The sequence below is a fragment of the Fulvivirga ligni genome, from assembly GCF_021389935.1.
Lineage (GTDB): Bacteria > Bacteroidota > Bacteroidia > Cytophagales > Cyclobacteriaceae > Fulvivirga > Fulvivirga ligni.
The window spans coordinates 3,549,487-3,574,296 of the sequence record NZ_CP089979.1 but is presented as its reverse complement, the minus strand read 5'-3'; the positions used below and the strand labels follow the sequence as shown (position 1 = coordinate 3,574,296).

The window sequence follows — 24,810 nt, the reverse complement described above, 5'->3', positions numbered from 1 at the left end:
CATTTTATACCTGAATTAATTGTCCACATCTTTTATATCAATAGTAAGGCTATCACCTGCATTCTGAGACTTTTTATTTTCCGTCTCCACCAGCTGATTAACCACTTTCAGCTTTTCACGAGCCTTTTGTTTGGTATCTTCCAACGGGAAGTTCTCAATAATGGAATTAAGCGTGCCTTTCGCTTGGAAATAATCCTTCATGGCAACGTAATTATCCGCCAGCATGAGGAAAGACTTACCAACCCACTCCTGATATGATGTGAAGTTTTGATTAAGATCAATCAACGATTCTATTGATTGCTGATAGTTTTTATTTTCGTAGAAGATCTTGCTAAGCAGGTATTGTGCTTCTGCTCCATTCTGATCTTTGGCCGTATTCAAAGTATTTATAAACTCATCTTTGGCCCCTTCAAGGTCTCCCTGTCCGTAAGCAGCTTTACCCAGGTAAAGAGAAGCCTTGTTTTGTGAGCTTATGTTTACATTACCTCTTTCTAATATGACGTTAGCATAATGTTTTACTGAATCATATTTACCCATATAATAATATGATTCCATTAAACCTGCCCAACCATAATATTGCTCCTTCTTGGTATTAGCTAATGAGACCAACTTATAATAGAAATAAACGGCATTTTCATATCTCTTGCTTCTGAACTCTATCTCAGCAATACGGTCTACTACCCTGCTCACTTGTTTAAATCTTCCTTCAGAAAGCAGTTGATTATACACATCTAATGCAGGTTCAAACTCTGCCAATCTGTAATAAGATTCGGCAATATAATATCTTGCTTCATCAGCATTGGCGTTATCAGGATAGCTCTTTAAGTATTCACTAAATGAGCTTATGGCCTTTCTATAAGCCTGGTTGAAGTACTGATTCTTCGCTGTTTCATATTCTACATTATCCAGGCTTTTGTTCTCAGGATTGGCCTTTTTAAACTTAGCCAGGTACTGATCAAACTCTCCTGATCTTGAGGTTAAGTTCAATACCTCTTGTAATGGAAGGAGAACTTCCTTAGCTGCAGAATGCGTAGTATATTCGTCTAGAATTTTCTTATAATCAGCGATGGACTTATCATACTCTTTAAGGTTATAATAAGCAGAAGCTCTTCTCATATAGGCATAAGGAATGAACTGGCTGGATGGCTTTCTGGCCATCAGGTTAGTAAAATCTTTAGCCGCCTGCTCGTAGTTACCATTTTCAAAGCTCAACTGCGCTTTTTGAAACAAAGCATCATCATAGTGACGAGACTGAGGGTAGTTCTTAATGATGTAATCATACTCCTCTTTAGCTCCTTCTGCATTATTTTCAAGTCCCATTACAGTACCTGCTTGTAAATGGGCATAATCATTATCTACCTTGTTATATCTGATTGCTCTTTGATAATAGGTCAAAGCATCTTTATAGAACTTAGACACATAATAGCAATCTGCGAGCCTAAGTAATGCATCATCATAATATTCTTTATTTGTACTGTTTTCTAAGGCATTCACGTAAGCCTTAAACTGTTTCAGAGCATCGCTATACTGCTTGGTGTTATAATAGGCATACCCCAAACCATACCTGGCTTTAAGGCCATGCGCCGTGTTTTTAGCATAGCTGTCATTGATTATGGCCTGATAGTATGGAATAGATTCCTCATATTTAAGTCCTACAGAATAGGCCTCAGCTGTCCAAAGGTTAGCCATGGCTTTGTATTCAGGCTCCATTGGATATTTTAATGACTCATTGAAGAACTCCACAGCCTGGGCATAATTACCCTGATTAAAGAGCTCAGCCCCTTTGTAAAAAGTGGCCTTTTGATACACCTTCCGCAGAGATTGATTGGCGAAGTTCATTTTCTCGATATGATCTATCGCCAGGTTATAGTTATTAGAGTTAAGATAAACCTCAGAGAGCAGGTCATTCACCTCATCAGAGTGCTTGCTGTTAGGATAAGTTTGAATAAATTCTTCAAATGCCTGAATCGCCTCTCCAGATCTCTCCAGATCATAATTAATTTTACCGTACTGATATGCCCCCTCTTCTCTCAGATCGGCACTTATCTTATTTCTACGAGCATTATCAAAAGCTGTAAGCGCGTATAGCTTGTTTCCTTCTTTCAAATATAGAATACCCAAATAGTAGGAAGCGTAGATCCCAACGCTGTCCCGTTCTGAGGCTGCTTGTTTCAAATTGGTAATCGCGACCTCATTATTGCCTAATCTATAATTGGTAAATCCTATCCTATATCTTACATCAACCGGAGGGTTCTGAATCTTATCAGAGTACTTGGCATAAAGCTCTGAAGCTTTGCTGTAATTTTCTTTATTGAAATAGGCATCGGCAGTAAGTAAATAGAAATCTGTCTGAGATGCTTTACCTGAGGCCATTACCTGATCACTGTATTTTATCAGATCATCATATCTCTTTTGCTTGTAATATACCTTGGCAATCATTCCTGGCACTACAGCTCTGTAAGAATCGTTTTTCTCTGCTCTTTGCAAATCTATTACAGCCTGATCGTACTGTCCCTTCTCGTACTCCACATAGCCTGCATAATAGCTGGAAGCGGCAGAATATGGGTTATTTTCGTTTTTAATAGGATTGAAATATCTTAAAGCATCATCAAACTCCTGGCGTGCAAAATGGCTGTAGCCTAACTTAAATCTTGTCTCATCCCTCTCCTTCATCGGTAAGGCCGATAACCTAACCTTAGATAAGTATTCAATCGCCTTTTTATGATTACCTTGACTGAAATAGAAGTTTCCTAAGTCAAAATAAGCAGAGATAGCTCTGGGATTATGCTCATTCTCTTTTATGAAATCTGAGATAAGCTTCTCTCCATCAGGATTATATAAATTAAGCGCACAGAAAGCTACATAATATTCGGCGTTTGCCTTTTTAATGTCATCATCTGTAACTGCTATGAATTTTTCAAAATTTTCGCGGGCTGCGGTATAGTTTGATTTGTCCAGAAGGTCTAGCCCCTTTCTATATAGTTCATTTTCATTGGTTTGGTACAAAGTGTTCTGGGCACTTACATGAAATGAAAGAAAAACCAGGGCAATGAGGATATATTTAAATCGCATATATTTTTTAAATCTCTTACTCTTTTTTGAGGTTACACTCCTAATAACGAAAACAATGGAAAAAGTTATTTACGATGCATAACATTTTCAATCGAAAATATTTTAATGGCTCTATTTTAATGTAATAGTTTGTAAACCAATTCTTTTAAAAGCTGACCGTCTGTGGCTGATGCATTGTTTATTCCTTTAGATTTCAAGTCAGCTTCTTTGATATAATGAATATTATTGATGATCTGCACTGGTGAGTAATTTCTTGCAGCCACCAGATAATCTTTCACAAAGTACGGGTTTACTTTAAGTGCGGAAGCAAGGCCTCTTTCAGATCGATCTTTAGAACCTACCACCATTAGTAGCTTGCTGTAGAAACTAAACAAGACAGCAATGATTGGTATAATGGGGTTTTTCTTCTCGTTGGCGTCGAAGTAATTAATGATTTGATTCGCTTTAATTACATCCTTGGCAATTAGTGCCTTTTGGAGCTCAAATACATTGTAGTCTTTACTAATTCCCACATATTTCTGAACTATGGCTTCGTCTATATCAATTTTCTCCTTGTAGTTAATGAGAATTTTGTCCACCTCATTGGCCAATCTTTCCAAATCATTGCCAATGGAATCTGCCAACATCTGCACTGCCTTAGTGGTGGCTTTAAAGCCTTTAGCTTTAAGGTAGCCATCTATCCAACTTGGCACCTGATTATCGTACAGCTTTTTAGTAGTTAAAGCTACCGCATGCTTATCTATAAGCTTTCCAAGGCTTTTTCTCTTGTCTAATGACTTATTTTTATGGGCAAAAACAAGAACAGTAGAACCTACCGGATTTTTTAAATAATCGATCAACAGCTTTTGTCCAGATTCTTTATTGATATCTGAGATGTTCTGAGCCTCTTTCACAATAACCACCTGACGTTCAGACATCATAGGAAATCTGCGCGCATTAGTAAGGACCTCATTCATCTGCACATCTCTTCCATACAGGACCACCTGATTAAAACCTTTTTCGGTTTCATTGAGCACATTGTCCTCAATATAATCGGTGAGCATATCTATATAATAAGTCTCTTCTCCCTGAAAAAAGTACACGGGCGAAAATTTTTTATTCTTAAGATCAGACAGAATGCTTTCTGGAGTTAGCGCCATAAAAATTGATTCGTTATAAGTTCGACAAAAATAGCTAAAACAGCCTAAACGCCTAAATTGTGGAAGGAGTGTTTCTAAACTTCCACATTAATTTCTCAATTCCACAGCACCTCTACACTGCCAAGCCTCAAAAACTTTAAATAACACTTATGATAAATTGGTACAGTTTATGTCTGTAGTATTGCACAACCAAATTTTTAAAATTAACAATATGAAAAAGAGATTTAATCAACTATTATTTTTTGGCTTGATTGGTGCAACAGGTTTGTTAGCTAGTTGTGATGATAACACAGAGATCATTCCTGATACTCCACCAGCTGATGAGACTATCGTTATTAATGGGTCAGAATCAATGGCTACTGATACTTCAGTAAATGTAAGCTCTAGTGTAACCTCAAAAACTGTTAGATTACACTTTACAAGTGCTTCAGATAAAATGACCAGAATTTATATTCTTCAAAATGTAAATGCTCAAGGTGATGAACCTTATGAATTAGAAGAAGACCTAAAAGACTCAGGTATTAGCATCGACACTAAAGGTGATGGAGCTCTAGATATCTCTGGAACCAACGGTAATGATGTTACTTACGAATTTGATTTACCAGTACCTTCACAAGGATCTGGAACTGTAGTTTATACATTCTGGGCTACATATGGAAAAGGTGATTACAGAGAAACTGATAAGAGATTATTAGTAGGTCCTGCAACACTAACATTGAACTATGGTGGTAGCAATGATGCCACTGCAATTAAAGAATATTCTGCTACAATATTAGCTGCTCCTTTAGATGATGGTTCATCTGAAACATTTATGTCTGTATTTGACGGACAAGTTTATGCACTTAGTAGTTCTGAGCTTGCTGCTTATTGGGATTTAGGTTATTACTATGGAAATACTAACAAGGCTAGCCTTTCATCGCCTGCAAGTTATCCTAAATTATTTGATCATGATGATGATGGTGATCCAAATGACTTAGTTGGTATCGCAACCTTAACTAATACTCCTCAAGCAGATTTGAACAACTTCTATTTTGCAGAGACTACAGTTGATTTTGATGCCGTAACTACAGTTGGTGACCTTGGAACTTTATCTGTAACTACTTCCGATGTACAAACAGTTAAAGGTCTTGTTGTAGGTGATACTTTTGCTTTCCTTGACAACTATGGTCATAAGGGTATTATCAAAGTAACAAATATTGTCTCAGGATTTACTGGATCAATTACAATAGCTATTAAAGTACAACCATAATCGGTTTTAAAGATAATAAGAAAGGCTACCTTCTCAGGTAGCCTTTTTTTATGCCGAAACTATAAGTTCTTCTATGGTTTGTCGGCTTTTATACCGAGCTGGCAAATTGAGATATACTGAGGTTCCATCTCTGAATTCACTTTCTATCTTTATTCGGCCTAGCAATTTCTTCACCGCTTCTTTTACTACATAGAGGCCTAAGCCTGCTCCCTCACCTTGTTCTGATGCCCTGTAGAACATATCATAGATTTTAGGCATCATGTCTTTTTGTATGCCAATGCCATTATCCTCAATATCTATTCGTAAGCGACTTTCTACTTCGTAGGCATGCACTTTTACCAGATTCACTGATTTACTTTGGTCAATGAAATTCACAGCGTTACTGAGCAGGTTATGAATGATGACAATCAGGCGGTGCTTATCTCCCGCCCAGCTAAGGGTGGGGTCTACATCTGTTTCAAAGATAGCACGCTTCCATAATGGCAGGTATGAAAGGCTCATCCATACCTCATGGATGGCTTTAGAAATATTCACATTTTCTGACGCCAAACTGGTTCTGGAATTACGAGAGTATTCTAATACCTGTTTTATGGTTTGATCAATCAGATCCAGACGATCTTTAATCAGATTGAAATAAAAGCCAGCATTATAGCCTTTATTATTCTGATCTGTTTCAGCTACATTGATCAGTCCTTCTATGGTAGCCAGTGGTCCTCTTAGGTTATGTGATACGCTGTACACAAGGTTATCGAGGTCACTGTTGATTCTTTTAAGCTGCTCATTTTGCTTTAAAAGAGACTTTTGCAACTCATCCTTTTTCAGGAGTGTTTGATGTTGGTGGAGAACGTTTTTAACAGCCATGGGGAGTTTGGAAAGGTTTAATTTAAAAATACATTCATCAACCCCCTGTTTTAAACAACTTTTAACTACTTCCTGATCTTCAGAATCGGTTATAAGTATAATAGGAAACTTATATCCTTCATTATGCGCTAATTGTAGCACTCTCAAACCACTGAAGTCAGGATGCAAATGCTTAGAAATGACAATATCAGGAATGGAAACTTTCAGCGAACTTAAAAAGTCACTTTCGGTATCCACACGAGAGAAGAGTACCTTATCCTTTCTCTTCTCAAACTCTTGAGTGATTAAATCGAAACCAGCCAAAGAGTCTATCACCAATATACGAAGGACATCTCTTTGCATTGTTAAAACCAGAGACTTGAAACTTATCTTAATATAAATTAAAAAAATTCCTATTAAGATACAATCGAAATAACGTCCTTCGTATGATTAATTTTAGCGTTTTTCTTAAGGTTGAGTGGTTAGTTTCCAGTTATCCGTTCTGAAAGGAGACGCAGGAAGACCTTCCTTGTTATACAAATTAGCATCAGCAGGATTGTCTGCCCAGCCATATCTTACTGCCTTAGGCTCTGTAACTTGGTCACTATAAACCACCACTTTATCACCTCTAATTTCGGCTTTAGCCCACACAAACTTTTGATCAGCACCAGCTATAGCAAAGCCTCTCAGGTATCCATATTTATCCTTAGCCATGAGCCCCGATCCAATATGGGTAAAATCCAAAATCACTTTGTTATCCTCTAATGTCATAGATTTATAGGTCGGTCCTGAGAAAACTAAATCTTTACCATAAGCCACTGAAAGCGCTGATAAAGCCAGTCTTAAGCCTACATCTTGTTTATTGGTTGGGTGAATATCATTCGCCATACCAACATCAATTAAAACCGCTTCTCCGGTTTTAGGTAAATCTAATGTAATGTGCTGAGCCTCTCTTAGTTCTGCCCATTCACTAGAAACCGGCTCTGGCCTTTCTGACATGAAATTGGCCAGCTGAGCCCAGAAAAACGGAAACTCCTCACCCCATTTTTCTCTCCAGTTTTTGATCATGGAAGGAAACATGGTTCTGTAATGGTATGCCTCATAGGTGTTAGATTCCCCCTGATACCAGATAGCTCCTTTAATTTTCAAATTAAGCAGTGGTGCTATCATTGCATTATACAGCTGTGACGGAAAAGAATTAGGCCCTGTATCTCTCACTTCATATTGGTCTGTAGTAACGGTTGGTTTGTATTGCCACTCACCTACCAAGCTCACTTTTTGGCCATCTAGTGATAGATAGAAGTCATTTACACCAGCAAGAGTACCACCGCCGCCGCCGCTATCATATACACGGATCATAATAGTGTTTTTACCTTTCTTTAAAAGTCCTTTGGGAAGATCATAAAATCTTGGCGTATTCCAGCCCCCCATCTCTCCTACTAACTGTCCGTTTACATAGGTTTTATCAAAGTCATCTATTGGTCCAAGGCTTAGCTGAGCCTTGTCGTTGGTTGGGTCATCATCAATATTAAACTCATATTTATACCAAACTACTCCATCAACATTTCCTACTACAGACTGCTCATAAGGACGAGGCATTTTCACAGCCTTCCATCCATCAGGAGTGTTTTCTGGCTTAAACCATTCTTCTTTCAAACCTGGCTCATTGTCAATGGCCTTTAAATAAGCTACTCTATTTTCTTCCCACTTCTTCAATTGTTGTTCATACTCATTAGGATCCAGGTCTTTGTATTCAGCATCCTGGCTGATCACATCCCAGCTGGTCCAGGCCTGAATGTACGTACCGCCCCAGTTAGTGCTAATAAGTCCTATAGGAATGTTTAACTCCTTATTGATCTTTCTTCCAAAGAAATAAGCTGTAGCTGAAAACGGCGCTATATTATCTGGAGAGCACACCTGCCACTCGCCTTTTTTGATATCTTCTTTAGGTGAGAAGCTTCTGTCCTGATCCACATTAAGTAACCTGATATTAGGATAATCAGCGTTCTTAATTTCCTGCTTAGCATTGTCAATAGTGCCCCACCCGTCTAGTGGCATTTCCATGTTAGACTGACCGCTACAGATCCATACATCACCAATAAGAATATCCTCAAGGGTGATCTCGTCTCCGGAACCACTTACTTTCAATGTGTATGGGCCACCGAAGGGCATGGCGGACAACTCCACCTCCCACAATCCGTTTTTCTTTGATTTCGTGCTGGCTTTTTGGCCGTTGAACTCTACGGTTATTTTGTCTCCTTTATCTGCCCAACCCCATATTTTTATTGGCTTATCTCTTTGAAGCACCATATGGCTAGCCAAGACTTTTGGTAATTTGATTTTGGCTTCAGCAACTACGCAAACGCATAGCAGCAGTATTAATAGGGAAAGGTTCTTAAAATTAGTTTTCATAGCGTTAGGATTATGGTGTTATTTCACCACTTCAATTTTTCTTATAACTGTATTATTTGAGGTTCTTATCGTCACTAAATAAAGCCCTGATTTATATTTCTCCAAATCAATCTGATATTGATAGGCTTTTGGCTGGTAGGTAGCTAACACCTTACCCGACAAGTTAGTAACCAATACTTCATTCATAATTTCCTTTGATTCGATATTGATAACGACGCCGGCAGGGTTAGGATATAACTTCATACCACTATTTAACTCCTCTACACTAGAGACAATATCCTCTAGATTTAACTCATCAAAATCTTCATAAAGCTCACAATGATTTGCTTCTCCTGGCATATTGTTATCCAGCCAAGCCAAGCGATCAGTGAGCCAGCCTTTCATTGCTGTGATTACATCATCATAAGTAGCGGCTTGTGAATAGTACCATGGGTTAGGCCATAAGTAGGTGCCTAATACGGGCCACCTTTGATAATTTCTTACCTGAGCTTCTTCAAGTTCAGCGGCATAGTTATCAATGTCATTCATTAAACTTGAATTGCTCAGTGTGGTAGATCTTAACTGCTCCCATCGGCATTTTAAGGCATTAGTGAATAGAGAGTCTTGCAAAAGCTCATTCCACCAAAAAGGGCTACCTTCCTGACATTGATAGTAAATCCAGCCAGAGGTATCATCGCCACCACAGTAATCGGCATTTCCAAAGGAAAGGTTAAAGTCCCAGTAACCACAGGTAAGCTTGCCTCCATTGCTATCTTTATCTTTGTAGAAGTAAGAGCTTAGTCTGTAAGCATCTACATTTTTGCTTAATTCATTAATGATGAAGTTGTCAACAAATGAGTTTAGATCCATATAGGATGTATAATGTTTTCCTTGGGCATTAAAACCACTACGGGCTGCCATAGCGGCCTCAAATTCATCAACGTAAGATTTAATATAAGCCTCTTGCTCTGGTTGTATATCTTCTTCATCCGGATAGAAATACTGGAAAAACAGCTTGTAGTCACGGTTATAAGCGTCATACTGAGAGGCCCAACCGTCATGCACGCCCTTATCCACTCTTATGATATAACCTCCGGTGAGGTCATCTCCTTCTATTTCATCCTCTTTAAGTTTATTGATATCTACTCTATCACCACCTCTTTTAATTTTTTCCATAAGAACATAAACACCCATATACTCACCATTGATTACCAATTCAAGATATCTGGTTCTACTGGCATAATGTCCCATATCATTAGCTAACTGCATAGCTAACCTATTGTTCATCAAAGACTTATCAGCATACGGGCCGTAAAGTATAAAATCTTCTTCAGCAGGGAAATCTAAGAACGATGTATCCATATCTTCACCCTCTTCATCCCACATTTCAAAACCATATGACTTCTTGGCAAATGTTAAAGATGACTCTCCTCTGAGCTCGATTCCACAAAAGCCCGAGTATTCATTATACTCATCATTAAGATGATTAATCTCTCCTTCTCCATTACTTATTATGCCAATATGAGCAGTAACCTTAGGATCATCCAATATCTCTTGCCCTTCGGTATCGATCACCACTATTGGTAGTGTGCTTTGAGTAAAGTTTAGAGGCTCCTGAAACCAGGATGGTAGGTCTTTAAAAGTAGTGTTTGTAACATTAACAGCTACAGAAAGTACGGGAATAGCAGAAAAATCCGAGGACGTGCTGCTCTGGTTGTGCACTTCTATCGCTAAGACATTATCTCCCTTAATAAAAAGATCAGGATCTACAGAAAATGCTTCAGGTACTTGCCCCTGATACAATACTGCCTCATGTATCTCAGATGCTAATTCGTTATAGGCTGGGTCACCTGCAGCTGTTAGGTATTTTCTATCTATCTCAACGCCATTAAGGTAAGCCACAAAACCATCGTCATAATCTAAATGTAGTAAAGCATCTTCTATTATAGATTGATCATCTATATTAAAAGTGTAGCGTAACAATACTGCTATTGTTCCATCAGGAAGCACAGTATTATCATCATTATCGCCATAGCCGAATCCGGCCTGGCCCTCATTCCATTCGCTATCATCATAGGCATTAGTGTACCAGGAGCTGGAGGGCTGACTTGTAGGCACCATGAATTTCCAGGAATCATCTTCCCGAATTATAGATTCCCAATGATCAACTTGAGCGTAAGAGGTGAAAGAAATTATTAAGAATAGGCAGAGGTAAAAGGTTTTAGTCATTGTTAATTAAGGTATAGAATAGAGCCAAATCTAATGATTTTTGTTGGCTCTCTAAAACCTTAATGTTTTACCAGTTCCTGAGTGGAGGGCACCAGCATCACTGGGCAGTGGAAGACGCTTAATGATTTATCATCGCTCAGATCCCATTCTAGCAACTTCCTTTGAATATTTTCACAAAGTACCACAAGGTCTGTGTTAAATGTTTTTACTGCCGAAGCCAGTCTTTCCTTTACAAACCCTACTTCTGACAGAAAGGTATGATCAATATTTTCTATGTCAGGGTAAAATGATTTTAATTCTTCAAACTTCCTATTAGCTGCGGCTTCCAGATCTCTTTTAAACATTATCTTGCTCTTGTTACTCTGCTCTAAGCTTCCTGTGATCAGCCTATATGTATAAAGTACAATTATCTCAGCCTCATTAACCCTGGCAATGTCTAATGCCAGCGAGAAACTTTTCAGGGAAGTCTCTGTAAAATCAGTGGGATAAATAATTCGTTTAAACATGTTGGTACTACTCTGTCTAAAATAATTTTTCTACTAAATTATCAAGGTTGGGAAAATGGAATTATGGTGCTTGATCAACTGAAATACTGATTTTTATCATATTTTTGAAATGACACTAATTCTATAAATTCGCCAAGTCAGTGAAAAACGAAGCCATCGATCCATATAAAGCCATTTTTGAAGCCTGTGAGGAAGGAATTCTTGTAGTGAATAGCAGCGGCCAAATAATAATGGCAAACATGGCCTCTCATAGGCTTTTTGGTTACGAAAACAATGAAATGATTGGGCTCTCTATCGAGTCATTAGTTCCTCCTGCGCTACGTACACACCATGTGAAAGACCGTGAAAATTATGATAGAAACCCCTCTCCAAGAAAAATGGGTCATGGGCGTGACCTGGCTGGCCGAAAAAAGGACGGCAGTGAATTTCCTGTAGAGATAAGTCTAAACAGGGCACAAATTGAGGGTGTAGATCATACCCTGGCCTTCATTATTGATATCACCGAACGAAAAAAAATTGAGGTAGCCTTAAAGAAAAGTGAGGAGCAACTGATTGTCTATGCTGCCGAACTGGAGAAACGAGTAATTAAGAGAACTCAGGACCTTGATGACACCATTAAGCAGCTGGAGCAGGTGAATGCCGACCTGGAAGATCAAGTGAGAATTAGGAAGAAAGCAGAAGATGATACCAGACTGGCACTGAGTCGGGAAAGAGAACTTAATGAGCTTAAATCTCGATTTGTCTCCATGGCTTCTCATGAGTTCCGCACCCCGTTGAGCACTATTTTATCATCAGCATCTTTAATAGAACGCTATCGCGAACCGGGCACAGAAGAGAAAAGAAAAAAGCATATTGACAAGATCAAATCCGGCATTAGCAACCTTACCAACATTTTGAATGACTTTTTATCGCTTTCAAAGCTGGAAGAAGGTAAGGTAGAAATAGATGAAAGCACTGTAAACATCACCGATGAGCTCAAAGATATTATCGATGAATTGAGCACTATTTGCAAAGACCAGCAGACTATTAAGTTTGAGTCTAATCCCAATACTATTGTGCTTAATACCGATAAGAAGATTTTTAAAAATATCCTTATCAACCTGTTAAGCAATGCTATTAAATACTCAGAGCCTTCCACTGAAATTTTTGTAGAAATGGCCGAGGTTGATGATAATATACAAATTCAGGTAACAGACCAGGGCATGGGCATACCTGAAGAAGAGCAAAAGCATATGTTTGAAAGGTTCTTTAGAGCCAAGAATGCAACCAATATCCAGGGTACAGGCCTGGGACTGAACATAGTAAAAAAATATGTAGACATGCTTAACGGGCATATTACCTTTAAAAGCAAGTTAAACGAAGGAACCACCTTTATTGTAGATTTACCTAAATAACAGAGCAACCTGAATTATGAAAAAAATTCTGATCATAGAAGATAATCATGAAATAAGAGAGAATATAGCCGAAATTCTTGAGCTAGACGGCTATAATCCTGTGCAGGCATCTAATGGAAAAGAAGGTGTGCAACTAGCCATGTCTGAGCAGCCTGACCTCATTATTTGCGATATCATGATGCCGGAACTTGATGGCTATGGAGTACTTCATATTTTAGCTAAAAAAGAGCAAACCGCCAGTATCCCGTTCATTTTTCTTACGGCAAAAACTGAAAGATCAGATGTGAGAAAAGGCATGAATTTAGGTGCCGATGATTACCTTACTAAACCCTTTGAGGATACTGAGCTTTTAGATGCCATAGAAATCAGATTAAAGAAAACTGAAGCTCTGAAGAAGGATTATCACAGCAATGCAGAAGGTTTAAACCAATTCATTAAGGATGTAAAAGATCTACATGACCTGAGCCATCTTCATGAAAACAAAAAACCCAGACAGTATAAAAAGAAGCACGATATTTACCGCGAGGGTGAATATGCGAATTTTGTATACTTCGTGGCTTCAGGGAAAGTGAAAAGCATCCGCACCAATGAAGACGGTAAAGAGCTGATAACCAGCATTTATACTACCGGTGATTTCTTTGGCTATGAAGCGCTTTTAGAAAACATAGAGCACCCTGATAGTGCTGAAACTATGGAACAGTCTGAGGTAATTCAAATACCTAAAGAAGAGTTTTTTGATCTGGTATATGGAAATAGAGAAGTATCAAAAAAATTCATTGAGATGCTCTCTAATAAAGTTTCCGAGAAAGAACAGAAATTGCTCAACCTGGCCTATAATTCGGTAAGGCAGCGTACAGCAGAGGCTCTACTCACCATTAGTGAGAAGTTTAATCCAGAACAAAGTGCTGACTTCGAACTATCTGTATCAAGAGATGATCTGGCTAATATGGTAGGTACCGCTACCGAATCAGTAATCAGAGTTATCTCTGACCTGAAAGATGAAGATATTGTGGAAACACGTTCTGGAAAGATCGTGATCAAGAGCCACGATAAGCTGGCCCAGATTCAAAAGTGGCATTTTGCAAAGTCATGATCAGCATCACTGTTTGCTCTGACTTAGATCATTGAGTTTCAATGGTTTCATCGCCTTTTTTGCTACATGTTTATAAAAAATGCCTTAAAACTCACCCCTTTGGCCTTGTGTTTAGCATCTATGCTATGTAATGCACAAGGTACTAAACATGTTACAATACTTCCTGAGAGCACATTTTCCCTATCTGGAACCTCCAATGTGAACCATTTTACCTGCAACATGACCAAAGGTTTGTCAAGAAATCAACTAGCCGTATGTTATCAGGAAAAGGAAGACCTATATACGTTTGATAACTCAGGCTTTGCTCTTAACATCAATAAGTTTGACTGTGAAAACTCGCGAATGACGCATGACCTGCAAGATGCTTTGCAGTCAGATGAGTTTCCTGTGATTAAATTTGAGCTCTTGAGTATTAAAGGGCTGGTGGCTGGTGATTGTGAAGCAGAGGCAGAATCATTAATTACCATTGCTGGTAATACCAATAAATATCTACTCACATATCAGGTAAAGCAGGTTTCTGAAGAAAGTTATAAAATAGAATTAAAAGCCAACTTTAATATGAGGGATTTTAACATCACCCCTCCTACTGCGCTTATGGGAATAGTAAAGGTTAATGAAATAATCTCCATTAACCTTCACCTTCATGTAACAATGAAATAATTACTCGCGTCTTTAAGCCGTTTCAGGTTTTACCTCAGTCTTTTCTAATTCATTGGCAAACAGCCAGAAGAACTTCTCAAGCTCCTGAAAGTTGAGTTCCTCCAGGCCAAGCTTCTCCCTTAGTTTTACCATATCTTGCTGAAATAATGTGTAGTCATCTAAGTATTCAGAAAATGTTCGTTTGTAGTATTTACTTAATATACGGATGGCCTCCAGATTGAAAACAGGATAGGCGTCTTTATTATGCCAGCAGCTATAAGCACTGCAAAATGTCATAAAAGTCACTCTTTCACCTCCTTGATAGAACTCCATTAGCTTATTTACCACCGTTGGGTCTCCACTTACCAGCCCTTCATCTATTCCAGCCTTAGCAATGTAGCTAGAGAGATTCCTTAAATCAGGTACTATTTGCCTGAGCTCATCCGTTTCTATTGCGCTAATTTTCAGGGTAATATCTTCGACATCTGCATTTCCTACGTGGGCTTTGAAATACTTATCTTTCACTTTATCTCCGGTAAAAAATCCCTTTTCACCTTCAAAGTCTTTCAGGCTTTTCAATATGTTATTCACGGCTTTCATGATTTCTTATTGTTACATTCTTTCTTTATAAACAAAATTTATAGGCAGTACCATTCTTACTTTTACAGGTTTACCGCGTTGTTTTCCAGGATTCCAGGGCTCGGCTTTTTTCAAGACTCTCACAGCTTCTTCATCACACCCCTGTCCTATCCCTTTTATCACTTCGAAATCGGTGAGTGTACCATTAGAATTTACTATAAACTGTACAAACACTTTACCTTGTACCTTGGCATCCAGCGCTCCTTGTGGGTATCTTATATTCTCATATAAGAACTTCATAAACTCTGTCATACCCATTTTAGGACCAGGTCTTGTTTCAACAATTGTAAACACCTCTTCTACCTCTTCCTCTTCAGGTTCCGTCAAGTTTAGATTATCATAATCAATCTGTTCTATGGCTTCCTCTGTGGTGATGTCAATATCAAAGTCTATTTCTATCTCCTCTTGTATCTGCTCCTCTTCGGGTACTTCTACAATATTTGGTTGTTGTAGCAGCTGCTTAGGAGGTGGCGGAGGGGCCTGCTCTGTGGGAGGAATCTCTAGCAACTCATCTATTGGAGCGTTACTTTCAGCTATGGCTACTAATTCACCATTTTCATAACTTTTCCATTCAAAGACTGCTACTATTCCAACCATTGTAATAAAAAGACCTATAGTAAAAAACAGCAAACTCTGTGCTTTGGCTTTTTTATTCTTAGCTTTTTTTATGGCAATCAGGTCAGTGATAACCTGAGCATGACGCGCATCTGCTTCCACCTGTTTGAGAGTATTCTCTGTATACTTATCTATGGTGGGACTATATGTTTTTTCAGCGAGTAACATGATCGTTTTGTTTTATTGAATTATACCTAAAGGTCACTTTTCCTAAGCGGAATGAACATGACGTAGGTATGGATGCTATATGACCTTTAGCACCCACCCAAAGTGACGAAAGTCAGTCTTTACCCTAACCCCCATCATACTATTAAATATTGGTTTAAGTCTATCTTGCATTAAGAAATTAGAGGAGAGAGAACTTCTCCTAATTATAGTCCTTTCACCTAAATATTAATAAAAATGAAAAATCCTAAAAGCATTCTTGTCCCGATTGACTTTACTGAAGCCAGTAAAAATGCAGTCAAGTACGCCAAGTTTCTCTTTGATCAGGATCCTGCTAATCTGGTGCTGGTTCATGTAACTACTCAGAACCTATTTTCTGAAAGAGATATTGAAGAGCAATTCATTGCTTTCCGAGATGAGGCCTTAGATGGCATAGCTCAGTATGAATTCCATATTTATATAGGAGACCCATCTGAAGAACTCACACGTGCTGCTGATGAACATGAAGCAACATTGGTAGTAATGGGATTGAAAACTGAAAACAGAAAAGGTAGCATTAGCATAGCAGGTGATTTACTACGAAACCTGGATTGCCCAGTAATAGCAGTACCTGAAGACTATCAGGAGTTTGAATTAGCCAGAATAGCCTACGGTAATGACTTTAAGGAAATAAGAGTATCTCAGGTTTTGAAAGATGTAATGGAGTTGGCTCTAAAATTTGCTGCTAAGCTCTACATCTTCCATGTAAACAGAGAAAAAGAGCCAGTACTTGTTGATAATTCTGAAAACATCTTGGAATACTACCTTGAAAACATCAAGCACGAATATGTGGCTATAAATGATGTGGATATGGAAAATGCTATTAACAGCTATGTAGATGAGCAAGAGATTGATTTACTAATCACACTTTCTAGGGATCATGGTAGAAACAAATCTGACTCTGAAGGTAAGCTTATTTACCACATAGCTGAAAACACCAAAGTACCAATGCTCATTTTATGCTAACAAGCACCCTAAACCATGTACGCTTATTTTAGACATTCTTTCGATTTTCTCAATCGAAGATTCAGCCACCTGAAACACAACTTTGTAGCCCACACCACAGCACTAAAACTTGTATTATGCATAGCAATACCTCTGTTAGTGTGGGCTATGCCTACAGCCTGGTTTCCTTTTGAAGGGTTAACCATTACCCAACACAGAACCATCTTTATATTCGCCTTTGCCGCCATCTTTTGGATTTTTGAACCAATACCAATCTATGCTACCTCTATAGTGGTAATTCTTCTGGAATTGGTGCTGTTATCTGATAGTGGTATCAGTTTCGCCTTTTTAAATAAGGAATCTGAAATGTTTGGAGTGATCTTAAACTATAAAGAGATCATTGGCACCTTCGCCTCTCCCATTATCATACTCTTTCTGGGAGGGTTCTTTCTAGCCATTGCCGCTTCAAAATACAATATGGATTCTACCATGGCCAGAACCTTCATTAAACCATTTGGCTCTAAGCCGAAATGGGTTATGCTCGGTATCATGAGTATAACAGCTGTATTTAGCATGTTTATGAGTAACACTGCTACTACTGCTATGATGCTTTCTATACTGGTACCAGTACTGGCCAGCCTGGATAAGGAAGATAAGGGAAGAGTAGGTTTTGTTCTTTGCGTTCCAATTGCAGCCAATATCGGAGGTCTGGGCACCCCGATTGGTACGCCGCCAAATGCCATTGCTATGAAATATTTAAGCAATGATATTACATTCAGCAAATGGATGGCATTAGGAGTTCCTTTTGTAATTATCATGCTCATTATTAGCTGGTTAATCATTCTTATGGTTTACCCGCCTACCACTAAAAACATAAAACTAAACATACTCCACGAAACTAAAGATAAGAGAGCCGCAAGGATCATTTACGGAACTTTCATAGTGACCGTACTGCTATGGCTCACAGACTTTTGGCATGGTATGAACTCCTACGTAATTGCTATTATTCCTATAGCCGTATTCTTGTCACTTAATATTCTCAATAAAGATGACCTAAAACATGTAAGCTGGGATGTACTTTGGCTAGTGTCTGGCGGTATCGCATTAGGCTTGGCACTAAGTGTCACAGGTCTGGCAGGCGTTATCGTAAATAGTATTCCATTCGCTCATATGCCAGTTTACCTCATCTTTGTTCTGGCCGCTGTAACAGGTCTTGTTATAGCCAACTTTATGTCTAACACAGCCACAGCTAATCTTCTAATACCGATTATAGCCGTGATTGGTGGCAGTCTAATGTCTCTGGAAAGCCTTGGTGGTGGTAAAACATTGTTAATCAGCACCACACTAGCTATTTCTTTAGGCATGTGCTTACCTATAAGTACGCCTCCAAATGCCTTGGCATACAGCACCGGCCTTATAAGCACCAAACAGTTGTCAGTAATAGGTATATCAGTAGGTATAATCGGGCTATTAGTGGCCTTTGGTCTTCTTTATTTTGATATCAACATTGGAATCTTATAATCATGAAACTAAGATTCATCATCGCTATAGCTTTAAGCTTCCTGGCTCTTAAGAGTCAGGGACAGCTTAAAGTGAACCTGGACACTACCAATCGTCATTACATTGGCATAAAAGGTTCAGGTCAGTTTTGGCTTCGTCACACTGAGCTTAATCCAGGTTCCGTGGTTAATGGTAGTGAGCAGTCTTCAGTTACAGATGTTTCTATACGCAGATTAAGGCTGAAACTATATGGTCAACTTACAGATCAGCTAGGCTTTGTTTTTCAGGTAGGTCAAAATAATCTTAACACTAACTCTAAAGAAAATGTGCTAAAGATATTGGATGCCTATGCCTTTTATCAAATAAGGCCATGGTTAAATGTTGGAGCTGGAAAAAGCGCCTGGGTTGGCCTGAGCAGATATGCAGCCCCGGGAACCTCATCACTGGTTTCATCAGACATCTTTTTCAGTGCCCTACCCGTCATCAATGTTTATGATGATATGATGCGAAGACCATCAGTTTTTTCCTACGGACAAATAGGCAATTGGGATTATCGTTTGGCTGTGGCCAAACCTTATCTGGAAACGAAAACGGTTGCTCCTATGGATGATGTAGCCACCTTCGCTTACGCCTACTCACCTTATCAAACCAGCTGGTATGTTAAATATCAGTTTCTTGATAAGGAAAAACAGAGTTCATCTTTTGCTCCACAGTTTTATATGGGTCGTAAAAACATCTTAAATGTAGGTATAGGTCAGCTCTACCAACCTAAAGCCATGTGGTATTTAAGCGAAGGTGACACCACTTTTCACTCTATCCAAATGAAAGGTATAGATGTTTTTGGGCAATTGGAGTTGAATGCTAAAATGGATATCATTTTCTATGGCAGCTACTTAAACTCGAATCTGGGTAAAAACTTTGTTAGAAATGTAGGAGCCAACAATGCCGCAAATGGTGCGGTTACAGAATCACTTTCTTTTAATGGCAAAGGAAATAGCTACCCGGCAGCTGGTACTGGTAACATTTGGATGAGCCAATTGGCCATGAATATCCATCTGGGCAATGACCGTATGATACAGCCTGGAATAAGCCATTATTATGCTGACTATGACGGTTTAAATGACGGCGTAAACAACTATGACTTCGCCATTAATTACTTCCCTAATGACCTGCACTCTAAAATAAGTCTGGGCTTTCAAAACCGACCAATTTTTGAAAATAGAGAAGGGAAAATCACGGCCATAGACAGAAAAAACCTATTCATTCTACAATATCAATTCAAGTTTTAATAAACCTGATGTAGATCATTTTTATGACGAACATAGGTCATTCAATACAATAGAAAATAAAGCGATCTTCATATCGTAAATCAAAAAGACAACGAGAGAACAAATCTCACCTTTAAAACCACAGAAAACTTAAACTAAATAATCATGAAACGTTCTAACCTCGAATCTATCTTTAAAGGCTTTAAAAATTTAGGCCTGGCTAACGCCAAAGGTGTATTATGGAATCTAACTCCTGCTGAACTAGTTTCTGAAGCTATCAAAAACAATGAAGGCGTACTTACCAGCACGGGAGCCTTAATGTGCGACACTGGTAAATTTACCGGAAGATCTCCAAAGGACAGATACATAGTAAAAGATGATATTACAGCAGATAAAGTGTGGTGGGGAAATATCAATATTCCTTTTGATTCAGATAAATTCGATAAGCTTTTTGACAAAGTAGTAAACAGTCTGGCTTACAAAAGGCTGTTTGTAAGAGATGCTTACGCTGGTGCAGATAAAGATTACCAGCTTAAAGTAAGAGTAATTGATACTCAGGCCTGGCACAATCTATTCTGCTATAACATGTTTATAAGACCTGAAAAAGAAGAACTTGTAGACTTTGAGCCTGACTTCACTATTGTAGCAGTACCAGAGTACTTTGCTAATCCTGAAGTAGACGGCACACGTGCTGAAAACTTTGCGATCATCAACTTCACCAGAAAAATTATTCTAGTGGGAGGAACAGGATATACTGGGGAATCTAAAAAAGGTATATTCAGCGTGCTCAACTTCTTACTACCTGAGCAAAAGCATGTATTATCAATGCACTGTAGTGCCAATACGGGTAAAGAAGGCGATACAGCGATTTTCTTCGGGCTATCTGGTACAGGAAAAACAACATTATCTGCAGACCCTGACAGATTCCTGATAGGTGATGATGAACACGGCTGGTCTGAAAACGGAGTGTTTAACTTCGAGGGTGGTTGCTACGCAAAAGTAATTGACCTCACCAGAGAGTCTGAACCACAAATTTTTGACGCCATTAAGTTTGGTTCATTACTGGAAAACACACGATTTATCCCAGGTACTAGCATAGTAGACTTCTCTAACAAAGAGGTAACAGAAAACACCAGGGTATCTTACCCTATAGATTATATCTCAGGTGCTTGCAAACCTTCTAAGGGCGATCATCCTGAAAATATCTTCTTCCTTACCTGTGATGCTTCAGGAGTGTTCCCTCCGGTAAGTAAGCTTACAGTGGGTCAAGCCATGTACCACTTCATTTCAGGTTACACTGCTAAAGTGGCAGGAACTGAAGCAGGTATTACAGAACCAACCAGTGTATTTAGTGCTTGTTTCGGGGCACCGTTTATGCCGCTACACCCAACAAAATATGCTGAGTTACTCGGAGAGAAAATAAAAGACCATAAAGTAAATATCTGGCTGATTAACACCGGATGGACCGGTGGTGCATACGGCACCGGACATAGAATTCCTTTGAAGTATACCAGAAGAATGATTTCTGCTGCACTAAACGGCGAGCTTGAAAATGTAGAGTATAACCAATTACCGGTATTTGGATTAAACTACCCTACAACTTGCCCAGGTGTACCAGAGGAGCTTCTTAACCCACGTAATACTTGGACCAACAAAGAAGAGTATGACGAAAAAGCTCAACTCCTAGCAGAGAAATTCACTGAAAACTTCCAAAACTATGAATCATATGCTAATGAGGAGATCATGACCGGAGCGCCAGCCGCTATGCAACAGGCCTAAAGCCGGAAAAAACAGAACAGTTGGATAAGAAAATCCCCGGAGTGAATACTCTGGGGATTTTTGTTTTTAATCTCTCCTTTAAATTGAAAAAAGTCTAACTTGAAGTTCCTATGATAACAAACAAAGTAATTTTAATATTATTGATAATAAGTATCGTAGCATGTGATACTCCTACTGAAAAGAGGGAAACTTTAATAAAAACAGAAACAAGCCCATTAAGTGATTCCACCCACTTAGAAAATAACTGCTTACCGGAAACTCTTAATAACAAGAAGAATTTAACTAAGCCAGATTCCAGTAGTTTACGAGATTTGAGCGATTCAATCATTATTCACAAGTCGGACATAAAACACCTTGAATTACTTGGTCATTATGAGAGAGATTCATTAAAGGCTATTATACAACTAGATACTTCATCCGCTCATTTACATGATGATTATGCAAATCATTTAATGCACTTTAGCACAAGCGACTGGATAAAGCAATATTATGACTTAAATTCAGAGGAAAAGTTGATCGTGATGGCTGGCGATGGCTTTGAAAATGTAGCGCATATCATCACAATCTGGCAAAATCGGAATGATTCTCTTCAACTCAAATTTATATTTCCAAAAATCTATTACATCGGCATTGGATCACTTTGGGTTGATAAAGTATATAACATATCAGATAAAGAAAACTTGGTTATTATTAATAGTGCTGGTGGAGATGCTGGGGAGACCTGGGGTGTACTAACTGTGCTAATTTGGAATATAATAGAAAATTCAACTACGCAAATCTATGAAGATAATTGGCAGGGAGGAGATATGCTTACAGACTATGAATTTTCAGTAGATAGCCTGAACCGTCGCTTAGAAATACATCAAATCACACTAAGTTTTGAGGATACTACATCCACCTCGAATACTATCTTTTACTAACAAAAAAGGAAGCCTTTCAGCTTCCTTTTCATTTTCAATGATTTTATAATATTAAGACTTCATGTCTTTTGTTTTCACTTTATTAAGAACAGAGCCAATTAACTGTCCATTCAAGGTCCTCAAGTATTTGATTGATTCCTTATCTACCTGCTTAATAACAGATTCAGCTGAGAATACAGGCAATACCTTATCAGCAAAAGCAGCTAACTCCATGGTATCTGAATAATTATTAATAGAGGCTCCTTCCATTAAGATGTAATCGTAATCTAATTTTAGATCTTCTATCAAGAACTTAAAGTTTCTTCCTGATAAAATCTCCAATGGAGAGTCTGTGCTTGAAATACTTCCTATAATATCAATATCTCTATGGGCAGTTTTAGAAATAATAGATCTGCTGTCCTTTTCAGTCTCCTCAGAAGCCGGCTCACCACTTTTAGATGGTATCAGCTTCACATCATCAAAGTCTCCTTTCTTAAGTAATTTCTGATTGCTCTGCTTAGGCATCAGCATCTTACTCAATGAGTTATTTCTAAAGTTAGTATCTACAATAAGAACCTTTTTCTTAATAAGGCTCAAGCTATAAGCCAGACAAACAATAAGGAATGACTTACCTACTTTATCTTCTGTACTAGTAATAAGAATAGACTGTGCCTGATCGCTCTCAATTTCATACCTTACTTTTCTAATGAGGTGTTTGAAAGTGGTAAGATCGCCTGTATTGCCGTCATCACTAAATATATAACCAAGGTTAAGCTTATTATTAGTCATCTTAATCTGGTTAATTACACCAGCAAGTTCAAGCTTAGTCATTCTTTCAAACTGCGCAGGAGTTTTTACAGACAGATCCGCAAACTCAATAAATATCACTCCAAAAACACACAGCATTAATGTTGCTCCAAAGGCAAGTCCAGTTTTAAGCAAGGTTTTAGATGCCTCCGCCTCGCCAGCAGGTTGACCTCTTAAAACAGGTTTTAACCCTACTCCAGATATCAGTGACTTGCTTTTTTCTTGATTATATTTGTTAAGTGCATCTGAATATTCTTCCGCAGCTCTTTCTACAGCTTGACGCATAACTGAAATTGTACCTTCCTTATCCGCATAGTTTTTAACATCACCCTGAATGGTACCGATGGTGGCGCTTACCGTAGAGAGTTTGCTTTGCGCAATTTGCAAGTCTAATTCAGCTTGCGTCAATTGCTCCTTCAATTCAGGTAATGTGGCCCCTTCTACCTTCACAGTGGATATCTGACTTGCTTGATTATTAAGAATGTCCAACCTTGCACTCAGAGCGTCAATATTAGACTTTAGGTCAGCATCTTTAGATCCTCCATCAATGTAAGCTGATCTTAGGGTTCGAATTCTACCTCTAATTTCTGCAATCTTTGTATTGAGTTCTGCTAAACTACCTTCAGAATCTTGTTTGCTTTCCATTCTCGCAATTCTCCCTTCAAGATTACGTATGGTAAGGTTGAGAGATTGAATCTTACTAATAGTCTCTTCCCTCTGCAATTCCAAGCTTCCTTTCTGGGCTATTTTGGAAGAACTCTCTAAAGCTACATCGCCAACATTATTGGCAGCTTTATAAGCTTTTAATGCTTCAGTTTTTTCCTCGTAAACAGCCTGTTTATCGGCTAATAAAGAAGCAAAGAAATCTAGTGCTTCAGTACTTCTATCAGCACGTAGTGACTTCTCATATCTGATTAATTCATCTGTAAGAGTATTTACCACAAATGCCGAAAGTTTTGGTTTTTGAGATAAATAAGAGATGGACAAGAAGTCAGTAAACTTCACTCTACTTACATTCAAATTCTCAGCAATATCCTCAGGTGAATATTTTACTTTATCTAAAAGCTCCATAAGCTCTCTTTCATCATCATTATATGATGAAAGAATCTCCATATTTTGCTTTTTCTTTTCAAATAAAGCAATGGCCATTTGCTTTTGCTCAGCACTCATACGGATGGGCTGATCATCCTTATCTACCAATTTTCTGAATGGATCTTCAGATTGGAGGTCATGTAATATAAGGCTATAACTTATTAAGCTAAGTACCTGCTTGGAAGTAGCACGCTCTATAAGGTTAGAAAACTTAGTACCTGCATCCATAGCGTTAAAACGCTCATCAGTCAGCTTAATCCCCACATCTTGTGTATATCCAGTAGAAATATGTGCGGTGGATCTGTATTCCTTCGCAGCGTTTCTACTTAGAAAAAATGTTACAACGGCTGCAACTGACGGTACGAGTAAAATCAACCATAACCGTCTTGTTAGTAACCTTAATATGAGTACAATATCCATTTTATATTATTAAAATTCGGGCGAACTTAGTTATTGTTCCTAATTTAAAAAAATTCTATATTGATTATATTTAATACAATTTACTTTAGT

Annotated in this window: 18 protein-coding genes; 9 read left to right on the top strand and 9 right to left on the bottom strand. The window is 38.4% G+C overall.

Annotation, left to right across the window (positions count from 1 at the left end):
• Positions 1-15: 15 nt before the first annotated feature.
• Together LVD16_RS15270 and holA are read right to left on the bottom strand one after the other, a co-directional pair.
• Positions 16-3,072 (bottom strand): tetratricopeptide repeat protein, encoded by a 3,057-nt coding sequence (locus LVD16_RS15270; protein ID WP_233769138.1) that lies wholly within the window; start codon positions 3,070-3,072, stop codon positions 16-18.
• A 116-nt stretch (positions 3,073-3,188) separates the two neighbouring features.
• Positions 3,189-4,211 (bottom strand): DNA polymerase III subunit delta, encoded by a 1,023-nt coding sequence (gene holA / locus LVD16_RS15265; protein WP_233769137.1) that lies wholly within the window; start codon positions 4,209-4,211, stop codon positions 3,189-3,191.
• Positions 4,212-4,422: 211 nt separating this feature from the next.
• Here holA and LVD16_RS15260 point away from each other — a divergent pair, with 211 nt between their 5' ends.
• On the top strand, positions 4,423-5,460 hold the full coding sequence (locus LVD16_RS15260; protein WP_233769136.1) for a hypothetical protein: 1,038 nt from the start codon (positions 4,423-4,425) through the stop codon (positions 5,458-5,460).
• A gap of 48 nt (positions 5,461-5,508) precedes the next feature.
• Here the strand turns inward: LVD16_RS15260 and LVD16_RS15255 are convergent, their stop codons facing one another.
• The 4 genes from LVD16_RS15255 to LVD16_RS15240 all read right to left on the bottom strand — a co-directional run bounded on the left by LVD16_RS15255 (position 5,509) and on the right by LVD16_RS15240 (position 11,426).
• Positions 5,509-6,663, bottom strand: coding sequence for an ATP-binding response regulator (locus tag LVD16_RS15255; RefSeq protein WP_233769135.1), 1,155 nt, complete (start codon positions 6,661-6,663; stop codon positions 5,509-5,511).
• A gap of 105 nt (positions 6,664-6,768) precedes the next feature.
• Positions 6,769-8,712 carry a sialate O-acetylesterase gene (locus tag LVD16_RS15250; RefSeq protein ID WP_233769134.1) on the bottom strand — a complete coding sequence of 648 codons (1,944 nt, stop codon included), beginning with the start codon at positions 8,710-8,712 and terminating at the stop codon, positions 6,769-6,771.
• 18 nt (positions 8,713-8,730) lie between these two features.
• Complete coding sequence (locus tag LVD16_RS15245; protein ID WP_233769133.1) at positions 8,731-10,920, bottom strand: CotH family protein; 2,190 nt, start codon at positions 10,918-10,920, stop codon at positions 8,731-8,733.
• Positions 10,921-10,979: 59 nt separating this feature from the next.
• Complete coding sequence (locus LVD16_RS15240) at positions 10,980-11,426, bottom strand: universal stress protein (RefSeq protein ID WP_233769132.1); 447 nt, start codon at positions 11,424-11,426, stop codon at positions 10,980-10,982.
• 140 nt (positions 11,427-11,566) lie between these two features.
• Here LVD16_RS15240 and LVD16_RS15235 point away from each other — a divergent pair, with 140 nt between their 5' ends.
• From LVD16_RS15235 to LVD16_RS15225, 3 genes are all read left to right on the top strand, one after another.
• Positions 11,567-12,820, top strand: a complete 1,254-nt coding sequence (locus LVD16_RS15235; RefSeq protein ID WP_233769131.1) for a PAS domain-containing sensor histidine kinase — start codon at positions 11,567-11,569, stop codon at positions 12,818-12,820.
• 16 nt (positions 12,821-12,836) lie between these two features.
• Positions 12,837-13,913: a response regulator gene (locus tag LVD16_RS15230; protein WP_233769130.1), complete on the top strand. Its 1,077-nt coding sequence runs from the start codon at positions 12,837-12,839 to the stop codon at positions 13,911-13,913.
• A gap of 66 nt (positions 13,914-13,979) precedes the next feature.
• Complete coding sequence (locus LVD16_RS15225; RefSeq protein WP_233769129.1) at positions 13,980-14,573, top strand: YceI family protein; 594 nt, start codon at positions 13,980-13,982, stop codon at positions 14,571-14,573.
• A gap of 12 nt (positions 14,574-14,585) precedes the next feature.
• Here LVD16_RS15225 and LVD16_RS15220 read toward each other — a convergent pair whose 3' ends face one another.
• Together LVD16_RS15220 and LVD16_RS15215 are read right to left on the bottom strand one after the other, a co-directional pair.
• Positions 14,586-15,152, bottom strand: a complete 567-nt coding sequence (locus LVD16_RS15220; RefSeq protein ID WP_233769128.1) for an HI_0787 family protein — start codon at positions 15,150-15,152, stop codon at positions 14,586-14,588.
• Positions 15,153-15,164: 12 nt separating this feature from the next.
• Positions 15,165-15,974 (bottom strand): energy transducer TonB, encoded by an 810-nt coding sequence (locus LVD16_RS15215; protein ID WP_233769127.1) that lies wholly within the window; start codon positions 15,972-15,974, stop codon positions 15,165-15,167.
• 234 nt (positions 15,975-16,208) lie between these two features.
• Here LVD16_RS15215 and LVD16_RS15210 point away from each other — a divergent pair, with 234 nt between their 5' ends.
• The 5 genes from LVD16_RS15210 (at position 16,209) to LVD16_RS15190 (ending at position 22,422) form a co-directional block, all read left to right on the top strand.
• On the top strand, positions 16,209-16,976 hold the full coding sequence (locus tag LVD16_RS15210) for a universal stress protein (protein WP_233769126.1): 768 nt from the start codon (positions 16,209-16,211) through the stop codon (positions 16,974-16,976).
• A gap of 15 nt (positions 16,977-16,991) precedes the next feature.
• Complete coding sequence (locus tag LVD16_RS15205; protein ID WP_233769125.1) at positions 16,992-18,476, top strand: SLC13 family permease; 1,485 nt, start codon at positions 16,992-16,994, stop codon at positions 18,474-18,476.
• 2 nt (positions 18,477-18,478) lie between these two features.
• Positions 18,479-19,744: a hypothetical protein gene (locus tag LVD16_RS15200; RefSeq protein ID WP_233769124.1), complete on the top strand. Its 1,266-nt coding sequence runs from the start codon at positions 18,479-18,481 to the stop codon at positions 19,742-19,744.
• Between the two features lie 144 nt (positions 19,745-19,888).
• Positions 19,889-21,502 carry a phosphoenolpyruvate carboxykinase (ATP) gene (pckA, locus tag LVD16_RS15195; RefSeq protein ID WP_233769123.1) on the top strand — a complete coding sequence of 538 codons (1,614 nt, stop codon included), beginning with the start codon at positions 19,889-19,891 and terminating at the stop codon, positions 21,500-21,502.
• 110 nt (positions 21,503-21,612) lie between these two features.
• Positions 21,613-22,422, top strand: coding sequence for a hypothetical protein (locus LVD16_RS15190; protein ID WP_233769122.1), 810 nt, complete (start codon positions 21,613-21,615; stop codon positions 22,420-22,422).
• 51 nt (positions 22,423-22,473) lie between these two features.
• On the opposite strand, the gene LVD16_RS15185 is transcribed toward LVD16_RS15190, so the two are convergent.
• Positions 22,474-24,675 carry a GumC family protein gene (locus LVD16_RS15185; RefSeq protein WP_233769121.1) on the bottom strand — a complete coding sequence of 734 codons (2,202 nt, stop codon included), beginning with the start codon at positions 24,673-24,675 and terminating at the stop codon, positions 22,474-22,476.
• Between the last annotated feature and the right edge of the window lie 135 nt (positions 24,676-24,810).

Excerpts from the sequence above, each read along its gene's own strand:
- LVD16_RS15225 (WP_233769129.1), top strand. The coding sequence starts at position 13,980 with ATGTTTATAAAAAATGCCTTAAAACTCACCCCTTTGGCCTTGTGTTTA.
- LVD16_RS15240 (WP_233769132.1), bottom strand. The coding sequence starts at position 11,426 with ATGTTTAAACGAATTATTTATCCCACTGATTTTACAGAGACTTCCCTG.
- holA (WP_233769137.1), bottom strand. The coding sequence starts at position 4,211 with ATGGCGCTAACTCCAGAAAGCATTCTGTCTGATCTTAAGAATAAAAAA.
- LVD16_RS15245 (WP_233769133.1), bottom strand. The coding sequence starts at position 10,920 with ATGACTAAAACCTTTTACCTCTGCCTATTCTTAATAATTTCTTTCACC.
- LVD16_RS15255 (WP_233769135.1), bottom strand. The coding sequence starts at position 6,663 with ATGCAAAGAGATGTCCTTCGTATATTGGTGATAGACTCTTTGGCTGGT.
- LVD16_RS15260 (WP_233769136.1), top strand. The coding sequence starts at position 4,423 with ATGAAAAAGAGATTTAATCAACTATTATTTTTTGGCTTGATTGGTGCA.
- LVD16_RS15190 (WP_233769122.1), top strand. The coding sequence starts at position 21,613 with ATGATAACAAACAAAGTAATTTTAATATTATTGATAATAAGTATCGTA.
- LVD16_RS15200 (WP_233769124.1), top strand. The coding sequence starts at position 18,479 with ATGAAACTAAGATTCATCATCGCTATAGCTTTAAGCTTCCTGGCTCTT.
- LVD16_RS15230 (WP_233769130.1), top strand. The coding sequence starts at position 12,837 with ATGAAAAAAATTCTGATCATAGAAGATAATCATGAAATAAGAGAGAAT.
- LVD16_RS15270 (WP_233769138.1), bottom strand. The coding sequence starts at position 3,072 with ATGCGATTTAAATATATCCTCATTGCCCTGGTTTTTCTTTCATTTCAT.
- LVD16_RS15210 (WP_233769126.1), top strand. The coding sequence starts at position 16,209 with ATGAAAAATCCTAAAAGCATTCTTGTCCCGATTGACTTTACTGAAGCC.
- LVD16_RS15220 (WP_233769128.1), bottom strand. The coding sequence starts at position 15,152 with ATGAAAGCCGTGAATAACATATTGAAAAGCCTGAAAGACTTTGAAGGT.
- LVD16_RS15205 (WP_233769125.1), top strand. The coding sequence starts at position 16,992 with ATGTACGCTTATTTTAGACATTCTTTCGATTTTCTCAATCGAAGATTC.
- LVD16_RS15250 (WP_233769134.1), bottom strand. The coding sequence starts at position 8,712 with ATGAAAACTAATTTTAAGAACCTTTCCCTATTAATACTGCTGCTATGC.
- pckA (WP_233769123.1), top strand. The coding sequence starts at position 19,889 with ATGAAACGTTCTAACCTCGAATCTATCTTTAAAGGCTTTAAAAATTTA.
- LVD16_RS15215 (WP_233769127.1), bottom strand. The coding sequence starts at position 15,974 with ATGTTACTCGCTGAAAAAACATATAGTCCCACCATAGATAAGTATACA.